The organism is Kutzneria sp. NPDC051319, from assembly GCF_040682195.1.
Lineage (GTDB): Bacteria > Actinomycetota > Actinomycetes > Mycobacteriales > Pseudonocardiaceae > Kutzneria.
The window spans coordinates 1-16701 of sequence record NZ_JBFBAM010000027.1; the positions used below are offsets into that span (position 1 = coordinate 1).

The 16701-nt window shown below is 71.2% G+C and carries 16 protein-coding genes; 3 read left to right on the forward strand and 13 right to left on the reverse strand.

The genetic code is table 11. From position 1 onward, the window contains the following. Positions 1-92 precede the first annotated feature (92 nt). The 11 genes from AB0M73_RS25305 to AB0M73_RS25355 all read right to left on the reverse strand — a co-directional run bounded on the left by AB0M73_RS25305 (position 93) and on the right by AB0M73_RS25355 (position 10348). Complete coding sequence (locus tag AB0M73_RS25305) at positions 93-884, reverse strand: ESX secretion-associated protein EspG (protein ID WP_363894828.1); 792 nt, start codon at positions 882-884, stop codon at positions 93-95. 7 nt (positions 885-891) lie between these two features. Then, the gene (locus tag AB0M73_RS25310) at positions 892-2373 is read right to left on the reverse strand and encodes a PPE domain-containing protein (protein WP_363894831.1); all 1482 of its coding nucleotides are present in this window, start codon (positions 2371-2373) and stop codon (positions 892-894) included. A gap of 19 nt (positions 2374-2392) precedes the next feature. Further along, positions 2393-2932, reverse strand: a complete 540-nt coding sequence (locus tag AB0M73_RS25315; RefSeq protein WP_084580006.1) for a DUF3558 family protein — start codon at positions 2930-2932, stop codon at positions 2393-2395. 2 nt (positions 2933-2934) lie between these two features. Continuing rightward, a complete protein-coding gene (locus AB0M73_RS25320) occupies positions 2935-3366 on the reverse strand; it encodes a hypothetical protein (RefSeq protein WP_363894835.1) in 432 nt (143 codons plus the stop codon). Positions 3367-3560: 194 nt separating this feature from the next. Then, positions 3561-5042 (reverse strand): amino acid permease, encoded by a 1482-nt coding sequence (locus AB0M73_RS25325; RefSeq protein ID WP_363894838.1) that lies wholly within the window; start codon positions 5040-5042, stop codon positions 3561-3563. Between the two features lie 47 nt (positions 5043-5089). Next, positions 5090-6004 (reverse strand): cation diffusion facilitator family transporter, encoded by a 915-nt coding sequence (locus tag AB0M73_RS25330; RefSeq protein WP_363894841.1) that lies wholly within the window; start codon positions 6002-6004, stop codon positions 5090-5092. An 11-nt stretch (positions 6005-6015) separates the two neighbouring features. Then, positions 6016-7248, reverse strand: a complete 1233-nt coding sequence (gene manA / locus AB0M73_RS25335) for a mannose-6-phosphate isomerase, class I (protein ID WP_363894844.1) — start codon at positions 7246-7248, stop codon at positions 6016-6018. Positions 7249-7262: 14 nt separating this feature from the next. Then, a complete protein-coding gene (locus tag AB0M73_RS25340) occupies positions 7263-8339 on the reverse strand; it encodes a hypothetical protein (RefSeq protein ID WP_363894847.1) in 1077 nt (358 codons plus the stop codon). Positions 8340-8345: 6 nt separating this feature from the next. Then, positions 8346-8552, reverse strand: coding sequence for a Trm112 family protein (locus AB0M73_RS25345; RefSeq protein ID WP_363894850.1), 207 nt, complete (start codon positions 8550-8552; stop codon positions 8346-8348). A 25-nt stretch (positions 8553-8577) separates the two neighbouring features. Then, entirely contained in the window at positions 8578-9927 is a 1350-nt protein-coding gene (locus AB0M73_RS25350; RefSeq protein WP_363894853.1) for a phosphomannomutase/phosphoglucomutase, read from the reverse strand. Positions 9928-9976: 49 nt separating this feature from the next. Beyond that, positions 9977-10348, reverse strand: a complete 372-nt coding sequence (locus AB0M73_RS25355) for a DUF3499 domain-containing protein (protein ID WP_363894856.1) — start codon at positions 10346-10348, stop codon at positions 9977-9979. Positions 10349-10433: 85 nt separating this feature from the next. Between AB0M73_RS25355 and AB0M73_RS25360 the strand changes: the two genes are divergently transcribed. After that, positions 10434-10901 (forward strand): metallopeptidase family protein, encoded by a 468-nt coding sequence (locus AB0M73_RS25360; RefSeq protein ID WP_363895103.1) that lies wholly within the window; start codon positions 10434-10436, stop codon positions 10899-10901. Between the two features lie 53 nt (positions 10902-10954). Here AB0M73_RS25360 and AB0M73_RS25365 read toward each other — a convergent pair whose 3' ends face one another. Both AB0M73_RS25365 and AB0M73_RS25370 read right to left on the reverse strand, forming a co-directional pair. Further along, a complete protein-coding gene (locus AB0M73_RS25365) occupies positions 10955-14254 on the reverse strand; it encodes a glycosyltransferase (RefSeq protein ID WP_363894859.1) in 3300 nt (1099 codons plus the stop codon). 78 nt (positions 14255-14332) lie between these two features. Continuing rightward, positions 14333-14581 (reverse strand): WhiB family transcriptional regulator, encoded by a 249-nt coding sequence (locus AB0M73_RS25370; RefSeq protein ID WP_198047821.1) that lies wholly within the window; start codon positions 14579-14581, stop codon positions 14333-14335. A gap of 321 nt (positions 14582-14902) precedes the next feature. On the opposite strand from AB0M73_RS25370, the gene AB0M73_RS25375 reads away from it, so the two are divergent. Next, positions 14903-15676: a site-2 protease family protein gene (locus tag AB0M73_RS25375; protein ID WP_157494890.1), complete on the forward strand. Its 774-nt coding sequence runs from the start codon at positions 14903-14905 to the stop codon at positions 15674-15676. Between the two features lie 34 nt (positions 15677-15710). Continuing rightward, the gene (gene cofD / locus AB0M73_RS25380) at positions 15711-16676 is read left to right on the forward strand and encodes a 2-phospho-L-lactate transferase (RefSeq protein WP_363894863.1); all 966 of its coding nucleotides are present in this window, start codon (positions 15711-15713) and stop codon (positions 16674-16676) included. Positions 16677-16701 lie beyond the last annotated feature (25 nt).

Consider the following 16701-nt stretch of genomic DNA (forward strand, 5'->3'; position numbering starts at 1 on the left):
CGCGTTCGTCGTCAGTGAGCACGATCGGGACCGCTACCGGGTAAGGCATAGATCTCGTGTACCCACTGACAACGAACTAACAACTCAGGACACTAACGCAGGTTGTGCAGCCGCTGGCCGATGGCGTTCGCGTCGGCCGGCTGCACGACCACGCGCTCGCCCCCGTAGTCCTGCTCGTGCACCATCAGGTACCGGCCGTCGTCCACGTTGTCGAACCAGCGCAGCACGCCCGAACGGACCTTGCGGCCCTGCTGGTCGCGGAACATCGCGCCCAGCTCGCCCGCGCGCAGGTGCCGGGCCTGGGTCAGCTGCTCCACCGCCTGCCGCTCACGGCCCGCACGGTCGTAGCCCTGATGCGACGCCACCATCACCCCACCGTCGTAGTCGTCCTGGCGGGGCTGGTCGCGCTGCGCCACCGGCACCGACAGCGCCGGATGGCGGCCCGGCGGCGCCGGCGGGAGCTCCGCCACCACCGCCGGCACCATCGCCTCCGACGGGATGTCCGCCAGCAGCACGTCTCCGCCCGTGTGCTCGCTGTCCCCCGGCAGCTGCACCGCCAGCGTCGCCCGATGCCCCGTGCGGGCCGCGATCGTGCGCACCGGCGACACCGCCGCCGGCTCCAGCGGCAGCCACACCGAGTCCAGCAGATAGTCGTTGCGCACCAACGCCGTCAGCGCGTCCGCGAGCTCCGGGTCCAGGTCGTCGCCCCTGGTCATGCCCATCTGCCTCAGCTCCTGCGCCGCCCGGCGGCGCAGGTGCGAGCGTTCCACGTCATCCTGGCCGTGCGAGCGGACCTGGAAGGGGAACGGCAGTTCGCCCACGCCCAGGCCTTCCCACACGAAGTCGAACTGCAGCGGCGTCAGCCGCCAGCGCACGCTCTGCATCGGTCCGTCAGCCGCCGATCACCGGCGGGACCGTCGGCGGCAGGTCGCCCACGATGTCGTTCGCGTTGTCGTCGTTGACCAGGTAGGCGGCGGACTTGTGTTCCTTGTCCTCCTCCTTCTTGCCTCCCCGGCCTCCGCCGCCCATGCCGCCCGCTCCCGACGCGCCCGCGGCCCCAGGCCGTCCGCCCATGGCCCCGCCGCGCATCGCGCCTTCTTCCTCCGCGCCGAAGCCCGAGGTCGCTCCCGCGCCCGCCCGCGCACCGGCGCCCGACGTCGCCCCGGAGCCGAAGCCCTTCGCGCCGCCCGAGCCGAAGCCTCCGCCCGCGCCGCCTCCGCCGTAGCCGCTTCCACCGCCGCCACCGAAGCCCGAGCCCATCGGCGGCGTGAATCCCCCGCCGCCGCCTCCTTGGCCTCCGCCGCGGCCGCCCCCGCCCTGCCCCGGATAGCCCGGGTAGTTCGGCACGTTGCCGTCCCCGTCCGTGCCCACCGGCCAGTTCGAGCTCTGCGTCGTCGTGCCCGTCGGCGGCCGGTGGTAGTTCGGGTTGTTCGGATCTTGCGTCGGGTCGTACGTCGGCGGCCGATCCGGCGGCAGCTGCGGCGGGTTCTGCTGCTGGCTGTTCTGGTGGTTCGGATTCCCCACCTGGTTCGGGTTGTACTGCGTGTGCCCCACGGGCGGCGGATGTCCCCCCGGCGGCGGTGGCGGCGGCTTCGGCGGCCACTCCGAGATCGGCGGCGGGGGCGGCGGGGGCGGCGGCTGCGTCGGATCCGTCGGCCCGGTGAAGGCCGGCATCGAGTTCGCCGCGTTCATGTAGTTCGGCGAATACACCGAACTCATCACCCGAACCGCCTGCTCCTTCGCCTCCTGCTGCTCCTGATGCTGCGCATAGGCGCTGGCCCCGGCCCCGAACGGCCCGCCCAGGATCCCGCTCACAGCGGCCTTGCCCCAGCTGAAGTCCTTCGGCGGCGGCACGGTCGACTTCACCTGGTCCGCCGTCGCCGACACCGACTGCGCCTGCGCCCCGGTGGCCTGCATCTGGTTCCCGAAGTCCTTGCTCCAGTCCACGATGCCCTTCGGCGCCGCCAGTGCCGCATCACCCGCAGCACCCGTCCAGTTCCCGTTCAGGGCGCTGTTGATCGCCGTGTTGAACGTGTCGGTGCTGGTCTGCAGATCCTTGCCCAGCTGGATCCAGTCGTTCCCGTGGGTGCCGATGGCCGCCGGATCAAGACCGTCCGAGACCTTCTTGATCTGGTCGTGGCCCATCGAGTTCCAGTTGGTCTGCTTGGTGATCCCGGCCGGGTCGTAGCCACCACCGGCCTGCTGCTCCAACTGCGAGGCGCGCCGGTTGTACTCGTTGCGCTGCTGGCTCCCCCGCTGGTTGGCCTGGTCACGCTTCTGCTGGTCGGACTCGCTCTGCGACGGCCCGTCGATGCCCAGCACCGACGCGCCCGCGTCCTCGACCTTGTTCCAGGCGTCCCCGATCCAACTCATGTCCCCGCTCCCCCTACTACTACTTCGGCAGCTTCGGCTCGACAACCTGAGCGATCTTCAGCACGTCCCCGCACGGATCCCCGGACTTGTCATTGATCACACCGACACGGACGGTCCCGGACCCCACCGCCATGACCTGCGAGCACTCGGTGTTGGACGTGGAGATCTGCGTCTGGGCGCCCTTGCGACCGTTCACGCTGTTCTTGGTGAACTTGACAAAGGTGTCGGCACGCTCCGCGAAGGAGTCGACGGAGTCCTTGGACTTCCCGACATTGATACCCCGCGTCAGACTGTCCGGATACCCAAGATAAGCACATCCGGTTTCATCAGACGTGTTGTTCGGTGCGCCCTGCGTCTCCACGTTGTACTGCTTCAACTGGTCCGTCGTCAGCAACGTGCACGGGTCAACCTTGTCCAACGCGGCACTGGATCCAGCGCCTTGAGAGGAACTGGCGCCGGTCGGCTCGGCCTGTCCCTGTGTCGGCTGCCCGTTGCACGCGGACAGTGACACCACAGCAAGAAGCACGATTCCGAGACCGGAAACGCCACGAACGAGCATTGTCACATCTTTCCCTTGAACGCCTGCGCGTTGGACTGATCAGTCTCGTGATACATCTTGCCCGCGGCCTCGTACGTCTGGGCCATGTTTTCCATTATCTCGGCGGCCTTGCCGAACAGGTCGTATGCCGAGTTCTGCCCGCCCTGCGCCTTTTCACTGAAGGTGGTCCGCAGCGCGGACCCCTCGACGCAATCACCCGTCTTCATGCTCCGCGCGTATTGAGAGAGCACCTGGGCTCGGTTCTGGAGCAGCCCGAACTTGTTCTTCTGGTCGCGGCAGGCCTTGGCGGCGTTGGTCGCGGCGTCGGGCGTGATCGAGACCTGGCCGGAGTCGACGGCGCCCTTCAGGTTCACGTAGTTCTGCTCCATCGCGGCGATACCGACGGCCGCACCCGCGAAGCCCTCGGCCCCTCCGCCACCCTCCGGCGCCAGCATGGCCCACCCTCCCGCTCGTCAGACTTCAACCCAGCACGGTACCTGAGACGGTAGGACCGAGCGACCGGTTCCGATCAGTCGGTCGGGCCCGTTGTCGATCACCCGAACGGCCCTGGTTCGCCCGGGCGTCCGGGCCCGGGACGCAGCCGTCGAAGGGGGAATTCCAGTACCCAATTCGAGGCGGAATGGGGGAGTCAGACCTTGGAGGAGGGGGCGAGGGTGGATTTCCGGATGCCGTAGGCGAAGTAGATGGCAACGCCGATGGCCATCCAGATGACGAAGCGGAGCCAGGTGAAGACGGCGAGGTTGAGCATGAGCCAGATGCAGGCGAGGACGGCCAGGACAGGGACCACGGGAACGAGGGGGGTGCGGAAGCCGCGGGGGAGGTCGGGGCGGGTGCGGCGCAGGACGATGACGCCGAGGGAGACGAGGACGAAGGCGAAGAGGGTGCCCACGTTGACCATCTCCTCCAGGTCGCCGGAGGGGAAGAAGCCGCCGGTGATGACCACGGCGATGACGACGAGGACGGTGGAGCGGACGGGAGTGCCGTTGCGGCCGGTCCTGGCGAGGCCCCGGGGGATGAGACCGTCGCGGGACATGGCGAACAGGACGCGGGTCTGGCCGAGGAGCAGGACCATGACGACGGTGGTGAGACCGGCCAGGGCGCCGATGGCGATGATGGCGGCGGCCCAGTGCACACCGTTGTCGGCGAAGGCGGTGGCGAGGGTCTTCTTGACGCCGTCGGCGCCGGTGGCGAGCTTGGCGTACGGCTCCATGCCGGTGACGACGAGGGACACGGCGACGTAGAGGACCGTGACGATGGCGAGGGAGCCGAGGATGCCTCGGGGGACGTCCCGCTGGGGGTTGCGGGTCTCCTCCGCGGTGGTGGCGACGATGTCGAAGCCGATGAAGGCGAAGAACAGCACGGAGGCGGCGGCCAACAGGCCGAAGACGCCGAAGGAGCTGGATCCGCCGCCGGCGATCAGGGAGAAGAGGGACTGGTTCAGGGAGCCGGAGGAGGACTGCTGCGAGGGCGGCACGAAGGGCGTGTAGTTGGCGGTGTTGATGTAGCCGATGCCGACGATGATCACCAGCAGCACGACGGCGACCTTGACGGCGGTGATGACCTGGCTGAACCGGGACGACAGCTTGGTGCCGACGGCCAGCAGGGTGCCCAGCACGAGCACGATCAACACGGTGCCCCAGTCGAAGTCGACGGGACCCAACGACACGACGGTCGGCACGGTGAGGCCGAGCAGCCCGAGAACCTGGGCCAGGTAGGCGGACCAGCCCTTGGCGACGACGGCGGCGGCGAGGGCGAACTCGAGGACGAGGTCCCAGCCGATGATCCACGCGACGAACTCGCCGAAGGTGGCGTAGGAGAAGGTGTAGGCGGACCCGGCCACGGGCACGGTCGAGGCGAACTCGGCGTAGCAGAGGGCGGCCAGGCCGCACGCGATGGCGGCGATGATGAACGACAGCACCACGGACGGCCCGGCGACGTTGCCGGCGGTGCTGGCGGTCACGGTGAAGATGCCGGCGCCGATCACCACGGCCACGCCGAACACGGTCAGGTCCCAAGCGGTGAGATCCTTGCGGAGCTTGGTGTCCGGCTCGTCGGTGTCGGCGATCGACTGCTCGATCGACTTGGTCCGCCACAGGCCGTTGCCCGCCATACGCCCTCCCAGTGCGTCGACGCCGTCGTCGATGAACCAGACAAACCCTACCGAGGTGTGCGGTCCAGGTCGGGTTCCAGATAGATGAGTCGGGCCGCGGGGACGGCGGATCGCACCCGGATCTCGGCCTCGTCGATGGAACGGGCGACCTCGACCAGCGACTCGGTGCCGGAGAAGGCGATCTTGGCGGCGACCAGGATCTCCTCCGGCCCCAGGTACTGGGTGCGGATGTGGATCACCCGCTCCACGTTGCCGGCCTCCAGCTGCCGCACGATGGTCCTCAGCGTCTCCGGCGAGGCGCCCTCGCCGATGAGCAGGCTCTTCATCTCGATGATCAGCACGATGGCGATGAGCCCGAGCAGCGCGCCGATGGCGATGGTGGCGATGCCGTCCCACACGGGATCGCCGGTCACGAGCGACAGCACGACGCCGAGCAGGGCGAAGACCAGGCCGAACAGGGCGCCGGTGTCCTCCAGCAGCACGATGGGCAGTTCGGGCACCTTGGCCTGCCGGATGAACTGCCACCAGCTGGCACTGCCGCGCAGCTCCCGCGACTCGGCCATGGCGGTGCGGAAGCTGTAGCCCTCCAGCAGCACGGCCAGCGCGAGGATGACGATCGCGACGATCGGGTTGTCCAGCGGTTCGGGGGCCTCCACCTTGTGGATGCCCTCGTACATCGCGAACAGGGCGCCGAGGGTGAACAGCAGCAGCGCCACGACGAACGAGTAGAAGTACCGGTCACGGCCGTAGCCGAACGGGTGCTCGGCGTCGGCCTTGCGCTGCGAGGTGCGCTTGCCGAGCAGCAGCAGCCCCTGGTTGGCGGTGTCGGCGACCGAGTGCACGCCCTCGGCGAGCATCGACGACGACCCCGTCACGGCGAATCCGACGAACTTCGCGACCGCGATGCCGGCGTTGGCGCTCAGCGCGGCGACAATGGCCTTGGTACCGCCCCCTGCTGACATGGGACAAAACCCTAGTTGTTGGGCGAATCGACCCCGGCAGTGGCCCGGAACACCGAGGCCGGCCGGTCCAGCGGCGCGACCTCGACGGCCGGGTCGGCGGCGGCCAGCCAGGCGGACTCGCCCCGCCGCAGCGGCAGCTCGACGCCGTCGGCTCGGCGAAGCGTGACGGCCCCCTCGACGCAGATCAGCACCTGGGGACCGTCGTGGTCGATCCGCACCGGGGCATCGCCAGAGGCCCACTGGAGCCGGGACAGCTCGAACTCGGCCGCGGGCGTCGGGTAGACGAAAAGGTGCGGGGCGACCTCGTCCCCTGTCTGCACCGGCATCTGCCCGTACGAGAAGTCCAGCACCCGCAGCAGCTCGGGCACGTCGACGTGCTTGGGGGTGAGCCCACAGCGCAGCACGTTGTCGGAGTTGGCCAGGATCTCGATGCCGGTGCCCCGCAGGTAGGCGTGCGGGTTTCCGGCCGGCAGGTAGATCGCCTCGCCCGGCTGGAGCACGATCCGGTTGAGCAGCACGGCGGCCAGCACACCGGCGTCGCCCGGGTAGGCCTCGCCGAGCTCCAGCACGGTCCGGCACTCCAGGTCGAACTCGCCGTGCTCCTTGACCTGCCGGACGCACGAGTCGAACAGCTGCGGCAGCAGCTGGTCCAGGGCCTGCTGGGGCAGCGTGATCCACGTGGTGAACAGCGCGCGCAGGCCGTCGGCGTCGGGCTGCCCGGCCAGCAGCTCGGTGTAGTGGGTCAGCCCCGGCGTATCGAGGCTGCGCAGGAGCCGCACGGTGCGGTCGGGGTCGGCGAAGCCGGCCAGCGCGTGGAACTCGGTCAGCGCGCAGATGAGCTCGGGCTTGGCCGTGGGGTCCGGGTAGTTGCGGTTCTTGGCGTCGCGGGGGATGCCGGCGGCCTCCTCGCGGGCATAGCCCTCGGCGGCCTGCTCGGCGGAGGGATGGGCCTGCAGGCTCAGCGGCTCGTCGGCGGCCAGCACCTTGAGCAGGAACGGCAGCCGGCCACCCCAGCGCGCGGCTAGCGCGGGCCCGAGCTGGCCGTCCGGGTCGACGGCGAGCACGTCGAGCAGGGAACGCTCGTCACCGTCCGGCTCGACCAGCCGCGACGGCCCGCCGGGGTGTGCTCCCATCCACAGCTCGGCCTCGGGGTGCGGCGCCGGGACGGGCTTTCCGAGCAGCTCGGCGATCGCGGTGCGCGAGCCCCAGGCGTAGGGACGCACCGCGTTGTGCAGCAACTCCACTCGTCGTCACTCCCTCATACGGCGGCCGAGGCGAAATAGCCGGGGCCACCGATGGTGCCGGCCGCGAGCCCCAGGTAGAGGGCGGCCAGCTCGAAACGCAGGGCAAGCACGGCGGCGCAGGTGGCGTCGCCACCAGTGACCTCGTCGAGCCGGATCACGTCGGCGCCGGCGAGGGTCGCCTCGGCCGCGCGGCGGGTCGCCTCGGCGGCGTCACCACGGCCGACGGCCAGCAGCAGCACCCGAGGTTGGGTGGGCTGCTCGTCGTCCGGGTCGGCGAACAGGTCGTTCCCGGAGCTGGACTGCACGGCGGCGCGATGCAGGGCCGCACGGCCGATGGCCTGCTGGTAGCCGGCCACGTCGCTGACCACGCCGGCGTGGCTGGCCAGCACGAACGCGGCGTGCCAGGCGACGGCGGTGGCCGCCGGGTCCAGGCCCCACAGCAGCGGGGTGCGGTCGGCGACGCGTAGCGCCAGGCTCTTGGCCGGGTTGACGAAGGACTCGTGCATGGGGTGGTCACGCTCGGCCTCGCGGTCGAGCTCGTCGGCCAGCTCCGGGATGTCGGTCCGCAGCAGTCCCAGCGCCCCGACGACCACCAGGCCGGCGGTCAGGGCCCGGGCGAAGCCGAACCCGGTCGGCACGGGCACCCGCGGCGGCAGCAGCACGCCGCGACCGGCGGCCGCCGCGGCCACGGGACCGTCCGGCGGGGCCGTCACGATCACGCGCGCGCCGCGCCGGGTCGCCCGGTCGAGGGACTCGGCCAGCACCACGTCGCCGGGATCGTCGGTGTGGGCGATGACCAGGTCGAGGGCGCCGATCCAGCTCGGCACGGCCTCGGCCAGCACCACGGGCACCGGGCAGGCCGTGGTCAGCAGCGCCGCCAGCAGCTGGGACGCGGCCACGCCGATGCCCGGTCGGGTCACCAGCACCAGGGCTCGCGGCCGGTCCTCGGCCAGCCGCCCGACGCCCGCTTCCTCGGCGGCCTCGGCGATCGCGCGCACCTGCGCGCCGGCCATCGCCGAGGCGCGCAGCAGGCCGCCGGTGTCGGTGTCGGCCAGCCGCGACGGGTCGTCGAGCAGGGTGTCGTCGAGCACGTCAGCTCACCCGGCCAGGCCGCCCGGCGGCGGCACCGCCTCGTCCAGCAGCAGCACCGGGATGCCGTCCTGGACGGGGTAGCCGCGTCCGCACTCGGTGCAGGTCAGCATGTCCGCGTCGGCGTCGTCCGGGGTGCCGGTGCGCAGCGGCGCGTGGTCGGGCGACGGGCAGCGCAGGATCTCCAGCAGCTGCGGGTCGAGCTGGACGGCCATCGGGTTCCTCCCTAGCGAAGAAGTCTCAGCGCCGGACGATGGCCAGCACCTCGTCGCGCAGCGCGGCGACCGCGCCCGCGTCGGGTGCCTCCACGTTCAACCGCAGCAGCGGCTCCGTGTTGGAGGCGCGCAGGTTGAACCAGCGGCCGTCGCCGAGGTCGACGGTCATGCCGTCCAGCTCGTCGAAGGTCACGCCGTCGCGGCCGGCATAGGCGGCGCGCACCGCCTCGGTGGACGCGGCCTGATCGGCCACGGTCGAGTTGATCTCGCCGGACGCCGCGTACCGGCTGAACTGCGCGGTCAGCTCGGCCAGCGGCCGGTCCTGCTCGCCCAGCGCGGCCAGCACGTGCATCGCGGCCAGCATGCCGGTGTCGGCCCGCCAGAAGTCGCGGAAGTAGTAGTGGGCGGAGTGCTCGCCGCCGAAGATGGCGTCGGTCTCGGCCATGCGCTGCTTGATGAACGAGTGCCCGACGCGGGTGCGCACCGGCTTGCCGCCGTGCTCCTCGACGATCTCCGGCACGCAGCGCGAGGTGATCAGGTTGTGGATGATCGTGGCGCCCGGGTCCTTGGCCAGCTCGCGGGTGGCGACCAGCGCCGTCACCGCGCTCGGCGAGACCGGGTCGCCGGCGGCGTCCACCACGAAGCAGCGGTCGGCGTCGCCGTCGAAGGCCAGCCCGGCGTCCGCGCCCACCTCGACGACCTTGCGCTGCAGATCGACCAGGTTGGCCGGGTCCAGCGGGTTGGCCTCGTGGTTGGGGAAGTTGCCGTCCAGCTCGAAGTACATCGGGACGACCTCGATCGGCAGCCCGGCGAACACCTCGGGCACCGTGTAGCCGCCCATGCCGTTGCCGGCGTCCACGGCGATCTTCAGCGGCCGGATGCCGCTCAGGTCGACCAGTCCGCGCAGGTAGTCGGCGTAGTCGGCGAGCATGTTGCGCTCGCTCACGCTGCCGTGGCGGCCGTCCACCGGCGGCACGCCCTGCTGGGCCCACTCGCGGATCTCGGCCAGGCCGCTGTCCTGCCCGACCGGCGCCGCGCCGGCCCGGCACAGCTTGATGCCGTTGTACTTGGCCGGGTTGTGGCTGGCGGTGAACATCGCGCCGGGCAGCTGGAGCTTGCCGGAGGCGAAGTAGAGCATGTCGGTGCTGGCCAGGCCGATGGACACCACGTCGACGCCCTGGCTGGTGACACCGGCGGCGAAGGCCGCGGACAGCTCGGGCGAGGAGTCGCGCATGTCGTGCCCGATCACCACGGACGGGCCGCCGACGAGCTTGGCGAACGCCGCGCCCAGCGCACGGGTGACGGCGGCGTCCAGCTGCTCGCCGACCACCCCACGGATGTCGTAGGCCTTGACGATCGCAGACAGGTCGGGCACGCCTTCTCCCGGGTAGCTCGGATGGGTCGATGCCAGCCTACCGGCGCGTTCAGTCCTCGATCGGGTCGGGCAACACCCGCAGGTGGCCCCGTCGATGGGCCCCCATCGGGTCGATCCGGGTCGGGTCGACCTGGTCCACCGGTCGGTCGGCCCGGCCGGCCTCCCGCACCGCCTCCGCCAGGGCCGTCAGGTCGTCGACCGACGGCTCGGGAGCGGCGAACTCACCCTCATGCCTGACGACCTCCCAGCCGCGGGGCACCGTGAGCCGCATGGCGTGCTCCTCGCACAGGTCGTAACTGTGCGGTTCGGAGTAGGTGGCCAGGGGTCCGACGACCGCGGTGGAGTCCGCATAGGCGTAGGTGAGCGTGGCGACTGCCGGGTTCGTACACCCGGTTCGCGAGCACCGCCTCACGCTCCGCACGATCGCTGACGATAGCGCTTCCCACACTTGGCGGCGTGCAGGCACGCGGGTGACACGCCTCCGCGTACGCTGACTGGCCGTGGTGATGGCCAAAGGATCCAGGCGTCAGGGACGCCGCAGTCGCGACCGGCACGGCCGTGGCCTGCGCGGACCGCTCTATCCGGCGACGCTCCCGGCGGCGCGCAGCCGGGCCGAGCGGTTCGACGCGCTCGTGATCGAGGCGCTCGAGCCGATCGAGGCGCGCTGGCGGACCGAGTTGACCCAGTTGGATGTCGCGGTCGACGACGTGCCGGAGGTGCATGTCGGCCCGGACGACGAGCTGAGCTGGGAGGACGGGGTCGTCGACGACGGCAACGTGCCGCTGGCCCGGCTGGTGCCGGCCGGGGTGGACCGACGCGGAGTGCCCACCCGGGCCCGCATCGTGCTGTACCGCCGACCGCTGGAGGCGCGGGCCAAGGACGGGGCGGATCTCGCCGATCTTGTGCACGATGTGCTGGTCGAGCAGATCGCCAGCTACCTGGGCCTCGACCCGGACGTCATCGACGGGGATTAAGAACTTCCTGAATTCGCGGCCCGGTGTGCCTGAAACCGTGTTTCGGTGTGCCGCTAAGCGGGACTCGCGGGGGTTGATTTGCGGCTGGGGAGGGCGGTGAGGGCTGTGAACAGGAGGAAGGCGGCCTGGACGAGGAGTAGGAAGCTGCGCAGGGTGCCGGACTGGTCGACGGTGACGTCGGAGGCGGTGGTGGGCACGGGCACGGCGATCAGGTGCCCCCAGGCCCGCACGGCGGCCACCTGACGGCCGTCGACGGTGGCCCGCCAGCCGGGCTCGTCCTCGGCGGCCAGCACCAGCAGCCGCCCGCTGGGCCCGTCGGAGACGCGGACGGCGACGTCGGGCGGCGAGGCGTCGACCGGCGCGAGGCCGGGCGCTCCGAGCTCGGTCGGCGGCGTGCCGCCGGTGACGGCCTTCTGGGCCTGCTGCGGAGCCAGCAGCACCACGTGGCTGTTGGCCAGCTGCACGCGCACGACCGGCCGGCCGTCGGACATCGGCGGCGACGCGGAGGCCAGGTCGCCGACGGCGTCGTGCAGCCGCCCGGCGGCCTCGGCGTCGGGAAGCACGACGTAGCTGACGCCGTCGACCGCGAGCTGGGCGACGGCGGCCTTGGCGGCGTCGTGATCGGAACCGATCAGCTCGTTGCCGATCCTGGCCAGCCGCTCGGCCGCCCCGGGCACCGGCACGAGGTCGTCGTCGCCGAAGCCGGCGAGGCCGCCGGCGGTCAGCCGGGTGGGTCGTCCGCCATTGGCCAGTTCCAGCACCGTCTCGCCGGTCGTGGCCAGCTCGTGGGAGATCGCCGGCACGAACCGCGGATCGCCCCCGGCCCGCAGCGGACCCTGGCGGCCGGCGATCAGCGCGCTGGCGGCCAGCAGCCCGACCACCATCACGGCGGCGCTGATCGACGCGAACCGCAGGTGCGGGATCACCCACACCACCGGGGCCGGCACGCAGGCGCCGAGCACGATCAGCAGCAGGCCGGCGCCGAGCACGAGCATCGGCGCGCCGGTCCAGATCTGGTGGCTCCACAGGAACCCGACCACAACCATGCCGCCGAGGGCGACCGTCATCCCGGGCAGCACGTTTCGGTTCGCGCGCAGCACCGCCGCGCTCACGGCGGCCACCACGACGAACACCCCGACCACCGGCAGGGCCCCTGGGCCACCCGGGTCAAGGGTGACGATCCGGGTCAGCGCCTCCGGGGCGTCCGGCAGCCGCGCGCCGATGCCGTGCAGCAGAACATCGGGGTGCTGCAACACAACCGCCGGCCACGGCAGCAGCAAAGCCAAGGGCAGCAACACGATTCCGAACAGCGCGAGCACCCGGCGGTGGCCCGGCACCGCCACGAAGCCGATCAGGATTCCCACCAGGACCAGCAGATGGGTCAGCGGCGAGAAGGCGCCGACCACCGCGAGACCGATGGAGGTGCTGGCCACGGTGGCCACCCACGTGCCGGGGGCGTTGCCCCGCAACAAAGTTGCCGCGCCGGCCAGCACGAGTGGCAGCAGCAGGTGCACCATCACGACGTCCAGCCGGCCCTGCGACACCGCGGTCGCGGCGGCCGGCAGCAGGGCGTACGTGGCGGCGACGAGCGCGCGAATCGGCCTGGCGACACGCATCCGCCGCGTCGCCAGGTACGCCGAGACGCCGGCCAGCGGGAGGTCGCCGAACAGCAGCACGGCCACCGCGGCCTTCGGACCGCCGAGCACCGCGCCGAGACTTCCCAGCACTGCCAACGCGGCCGGGGCCGGGGCGGCGGTACCGCCGGCGACCGGATGCCATGTCGCGAGGTACGCCGACCAGGTCGCCGCGAGGTCGCGCACCGGCAGCAGCCGGCCGCCGACCAGATCCGTGCCGAGCCGTCCCGCGTTGACGACCACGCCGAGCAGCGAGAGCGCGACGAGCATCCACAGCGCCGGCGACAGCAGCAGCTGCCGGATGACCTCGCCGCGATCGACCTCGACGATCATGAGGTGGGCCAGCGGGTTCGGCTCCTCCTCGTCGCGACGGCGCGGCGACGGCCGTGGGCGCGGGCTCGGTCGCAGCCCCGCCGGCGCCTGGGCCGCGACCGGCACGACCACCGCCGCCGGGCGCCGCAGACCGGCCGGGCCACGCTGCGCGCCACGCAGGGCGCCGGCCGGCAGGCCCTGTGGTCCGACGGGAAGCTTGGCGTTGCGGGCGTCCTCGGGATCCAGCCACGCCGACGGCGGCGCTTCCGCCGACGGCAGTCGGCCGAGCACCGCGTCGGCCTGGACGCGGCGGCGGACCAGCAGGGCCAGGCCGCTACGGAACGTGTTGCGCAACCGCGTGAGCCGGCTGGTGAACAATCCGCGCACACTTTTTTGCCCGGCGACAGAAATCCGCCGACGATCTGCCCGAGCGGACAGCAGGCGGCCCCGGCCGCTCACCAGGTAGCGGATCACGCCGATCTCCGCCCGCGCGTCCGAGCCCCGCCGCAGCAGCAGAAATCCCCAGGCCCTCAGCAGACACAGCAGTATCAGCCGGGGAAGTCCGATCAGGAACGAGAAAAGCGCGCAGTTGACCAGGAAGGTGCGCACGCCGTGGGCCCGTTCCACGCCGCGCAGGAACGGCCCGGGCGGCGCGGCCAGCGCGTCGAGACGGCGCTCGCCGATGCTGGCGGCGCGCACGTGTCGCAGCCGAGCCGTCGGCACGGACAACACCAGGCTACCCGCTTTGTTTGCCCGCCAACCGAAATCGAGATCGTCGGCCAGCATGGGCAGCGCCGGGTCGTAGCCGCCGAGCCGCTCCCACAGGTCGCGGGCGATCAGCGAGCCGGCCGAGCTCACCGCCAGGGATTCGGTGCTCTGCTCGAAAAACCGGGGCTGGGCGCTCTCCAGCGTGGAGATGCCGGTCTGCCGATGACCGGATGAGTCCGTGGAGACCCCGGCCGACACCACGATGTTCGGGTCGTTCCAGTCGAGACACAGCGGCCCGAGCACGCCCGCGGCCGGCGACATCTCGGCCGCGGCCAGCAGATCGGCCAGGCAGTCGGGCTCCGGCGCGCTGTCGTCGTGCAGCAGCCACAGCCAGCGGCCGGGGTCGCCCCAGCGCTGCACGGCGTGGTCCACGGCGGCCCGGATCGCGTCGCCGTAACCGGTTCCACGCGGCAGTGTGAGCACACCGTCCAGCACCGGCTTGGCGCCGGATGCCGCCTCCGCCAACAACTTCGGCGTCCGGTCACGGGATCCGGTGTCCACCGCGATCACGTGCCGAGGGCGCGGCATCGAGCGCCGCAGCGCGGACAAGGCCAGCCGCAGCCACGGCTCGCCGTCATGGCACACGAGCACCGCGAGCACCGGCGCCGTGCGCAGGACCGGCTGGGCCTTACCGGGCAACTGGCCACTCCCATCGTCGGCGCGTCGAGCACACCGTACGACTGATCATCGGGCCAGCTGCCCGGCGGGTTGAGCCTGCTACGCGGGCCTCTTCTTCAACTTCCGGCGCTCCCGTTCGGACAGCCCGCCCCAGATGCCGAAGCGCTCGTCATGGGCCAGTGCGTACTCGAGACACTCCGAGCGCACCTCGCAGCCCTGACAGATCCGCTTGGCCTCGCGGGTGGAGCCGCCCTTCTCGGGGAAGAACGCCTCGGGATCGGTCTGCGCGCACAGGGCGCGCTCCTGCCACTCCTGCTCTTCGTCCTCGTCGAACACCCCGTCCAGCACCGTGAAATCCCTCTCACCGGATTCCAGCAGGCTGAACTCGCGCGCGGACGCGCCGATGCCGACGATCTCGGCCGCTTCCACGACGCGGCCTCCTTCTATTTCCATGTCCGTCCGCCTCCTCGCCTTCCGCACTCCCCGGTTGGCGGACACCACCCACCGCCCCCTCGACGGTGAATGACACCAATGTGATTACACCCGTGTCGTTGCAAGGGGTCAAGCGAAGTACTTACGTCGGGGGACACCGTCACGCAGGGCGAACAGGCGTTGCCACCTGGTCATACCGGACGCGGTCACCCACCGCCACCGGGCACACTGGTGACTGTGAACCGATCATCGGTGCGACCGAGCCCCCTGTTCCTCGGCCTGCTGGGCATGACAGTCATCGGTGCGGTGCTGTGCGCGCTGCCGACGGCCACCCAGGTGTACAGCAACAGCTGGCTGCTCACCGTGGGCGTCGTGCTCTTCGTCATCGGCGGCTGGGTTGTTTCCCTGTGCCTGCACGAGTTCGGCCACGCGATCGTGGCCTTCCGCGGCGGCGACCACGAGGTCGCGGCACGCGGCTACCTCACCCTCGACCCCCGCCGCTACACCGATCCAGTGATGAGCATCCTGCTGCCCCTGATCTATCTGATCATCGGAGGTATCCCGCTGCCGGGCGGGGCCGTGCTCATCAATCACTGGGCGCTGCGGTCGAAACCTGTGGAATCTCTGGTCTCCTTCGCCGGCCCCCTGTTCAACCTGCTGATCGGCCTCGTGCTCAACGTGGTCGTGCTGGCCGCGCCGCTGCCGGCCGGCCTGCAGATCGCCTTCTCCTACCTGGCCTTCCTGCAGGTGTTCACCTTCTTCTTCAACATCCTGCCGGTCCCGGGATTCGACGGCTTCGGCGTGATCGCGCCATGGCTGTCGCGCGAGGCGCAGGCCGTCGCGGTGCGGGTGCGACCGTGGGCGCCGCTGGTGTTGTTCGCCTTGATCATCGCGGTGCGTCCGGTGAGCGCCGTGTTCTTCACCATCGGCCGCGCGCTGTTCGGCCTGGTCGGTGGTGACATGGATCTCGCGAGCCTCGGCGACTACTTCTTCCGCTTCTGGTCTCGCTGAAGGTTCACCCGCAAGCGTGAAAGGATTGCGCCCTGTGAAGGTCGTGGTGTTGGTCGGTGGTGTCGGTGGGGCGCGGTTCCTGCTCGGCGTGAAGAGGGCGCTGCCCGAAGGGGCAGAGATCACCGCATTGGTGAACACAGGCGACGATGTGTGGCTGCACGGCCTGCGCATCTGCCCGGACCTGGACACCTGCATGTACACGCTCGGCGGTGGCATCGACACCGAGCGCGGATGGGGCCTGTCCGGGGAGACCTGGCGGGTCAAGGAGGAGCTGGCCGCCTACGGGGCCGAGGCGCCGTGGTTCGGGCTGGGCGACCGGGACATCGCCACGCACCTGGTGCGGACCCGCATGCTGCGCGCCGGATATCCGCTGTCCGCGGTCACGGAGGCGCTGAGCGCGCGCTGGGAGCCCGGCGTGCGGCTGCTGCCGATGACCGACGACCAGGTGGAGACGCACGTCGTGGTGGACGTGCCGGGCTCGGAGGACGAGCGGCGCGCGATCCACTTCCAGGAGTGGTGGATCCGGTACCACGCCGAGCTGCCGGCGCACTCGATCGTGCCGATCGGCGCGGACGAGGCCAAGCCGGCGCCGGGCGTGCTGGAGGCCATCGCCGGCGCGGACGCGGTGCTGTTCGCGCCGTCCAATCCCGTGGTCAGCGTCGGCACCGTGCTGTCGATCCCGGGCGTCCGCGAGGCCATTCGCGCCACGTCGGCCGGCGTGGTCGGCGTCTCGCCGATCATCGGCAACGCCCCGGTGCGGGGCATGGCCGACGCCTGCCTGACCGCGATCGGCGTGGAGACCAGCGCCGAGGCCGTCGGCCGGCACTACGGCTCGCGCAAGGCGGACGGCGTGCTGGACGGCTGGCTGATCGCGCCGGAGGACAAGGCGTCCGTGGACGGCGTCTCCGTGCGCAACGTGCCGCTGCTGATGTCCGATGTGGACGCCACCGCCGACATGGTCCGCGCCGCGTTGGACCTGGCGGGCGTGTCCCTGGGGTGACGTGACCGTGCGCGGCGGCCCCGGT